The sequence below is a fragment of the Blautia sp. AF32-4BH genome, assembly GCF_003460565.1.
Classification (GTDB): Bacteria; Bacillota; Clostridia; order Lachnospirales; family Lachnospiraceae; genus Fusicatenibacter; species Fusicatenibacter saccharivorans.
In genome coordinates this window covers 1,355-3,125 of sequence record NZ_QTVL01000039.1, presented here as the reverse complement: position 1 = coordinate 3,125, position 1,771 = coordinate 1,355, and the positions used below count along the sequence as shown (strand labels likewise).

At 45.9% G+C, this 1,771-nt stretch carries 2 protein-coding genes; both read right to left on the bottom strand.

Annotation, left to right across the window (positions count from 1 at the left end; translation table 11 throughout):
* Positions 1-41: 41 nt before the first annotated feature.
* The gene (locus DWZ44_RS17980; RefSeq protein WP_243002167.1) at positions 42-839 is read right to left on the bottom strand and encodes an IS66 family transposase; all 798 of its coding nucleotides are present in this window, start codon (positions 837-839) and stop codon (positions 42-44) included.
* Between the two features lie 142 nt (positions 840-981).
* Positions 982-1,323, bottom strand: a complete 342-nt coding sequence (gene tnpB / locus DWZ44_RS17975; RefSeq protein WP_117805438.1) for an IS66 family insertion sequence element accessory protein TnpB — start codon at positions 1,321-1,323, stop codon at positions 982-984.
* Positions 1,324-1,771: the final 448 nt, after the last annotated feature.

Below are 1,771 nucleotides of genomic sequence, written 5' to 3'. Positions count from 1 at the left end.
ATTATGGCATAACTTGAAGTGAATAAAAAGGTACTCGTATTCTACCGTTTACTACGTTTCAGCAGCTCCCGATGAAAGTAATCGTACATTGGCTGAAAATAGTTCTTTGAACAGTAGATGATCCAGTTTGCAAGGGTCGTCCGGCTGATCTGCACCCCATACTGCTTCCAGTCCTTTTCCTGCCGGTAAAGTGGAAGCCCGTTGGCATACTTCTGGTACATAGTCCATGCAGCTGCAGATGCTGATGCAGGTCCTTTTCCAAGCAGAGCCGGCGGAACCTGAGACTTTACGATCACAGGCTTTTCTGTATCGCCGAGTCCTTCCTTGCAGGAGGGGCATCCATAGCTCTGGCTGTAGTATTCGATCACTTTACAGGTGGCAGGAATGAATTTCAGTTCCCGGCGGACATATTCCTCGCCGATCAGGACCATCTGCGTACCACATACCGGACAGATCTGATCCTCTTCCGGAAGTGGGACCACTACTTTTTCAACTTTCAGGCCTTTGAAGAGTTCCTCATGTGCTGCCTTCTTTTTACGGGTATGCTCCCAGATTACCGTTTCGCCTTCCAACAGGGATGGATCCTGTTCCACTTCTGCTTCATCGAAGAGATTCTGCTGTCCCGGAATATCATCAGATCTTCTCTCGCTGGAGGGACCAAAGAGTTTTTTTGTCAGATAATCTACCTGTTCCTGAAGAGCTTTCTCATGACTGGTTTTTTCGTCAATAATAAGACGGAGAGCTTTGATCAGTTCCGTCTGCTCCGCTATCATTGTTTTCAGTTGTGATACGGTATCTTTCAGCTCTCGAAGCTGGATATCTTTTGCACTGGAAGCCATCGTTTCTCTCCTCGGATTTGATTCCTTTATTATACCAGAAATGGGATTTTTACTAAAGGAAAACAACGCCTGAAAAATGCCGGATTTACAAGGAATTTCCAGATTTTTCCATGTAGGATTTCTGCCAGGATCCACGAGCTTTTTATTCTGCTTTGAGGGCTTTGGGCTGGTCAATATCAATCCCGGACATCAGCCAGTCAAACTCCCGCCAGGAAAGATTCCGGACCTCTGACTGCTTTCTGGGCCATTGATAACCGCCGCGGACAGACAATCGCTTATAGATCAGAACGAAGCCATCCGGTTCGCGGAACAAGGCTTTGATCCTATCCCGTCTTCTTCCACAGAAAAGGAAGAGAGCACTGGACGACGGATCCATCTTAAGCTGGTCTTCGATAACGGTGCAGAGTCCGTCAATAGATTTCCTCATATCCGTGTAGCCACAGACAATGTAGATCTTCTCAAGTCCGGAAATATCACCTAACATGAAAACTCCTGAAGCATGCGAAAAGTCCTGGTGAGCAGAACAGGATCCGCATCGTTGCTGATGCGGACTGTGATATCCTTCATAGAAACTTCAATCGTATGTGGATTGTCAAGGCTCGAATTTAGCATCTGCGATGCGGTATGCTGTTCCGGAATATGATCCGGAACAATGTCAATGGGAACCACGTCCTGTTTCGGGCGTGGAACCTCAAGATGACCATAATTCGCCGAGAGTATGAAACTTTTTCTGTAAAATAATGTTTATAAGGTTCTTCTATGATACAATAAATATCATTAGGAGGGCCTTTTATTATGGCAAGACAAAAGAAACCTGTACATCGTGTACAAATGACAGAAGGAAAACGAAACATCATCCATCAGCTCCTGGAAGAGTACGATATCCAGTCTGCTGAAGACATCCAGGATGCGCTCAAGGATCTTTTAGGCGG

Coding starts and splice junctions, on each gene's coding strand:
- DWZ44_RS17980 (WP_243002167.1), bottom strand. CDS start 839: ATGGCTTCCAGTGCAAAAGATATCCAGCTTCGAGAGCTGAAAGATACC.
- tnpB (WP_117805438.1), bottom strand. CDS start 1,323: ATGTTAGGTGATATTTCCGGACTTGAGAAGATCTACATTGTCTGTGGC.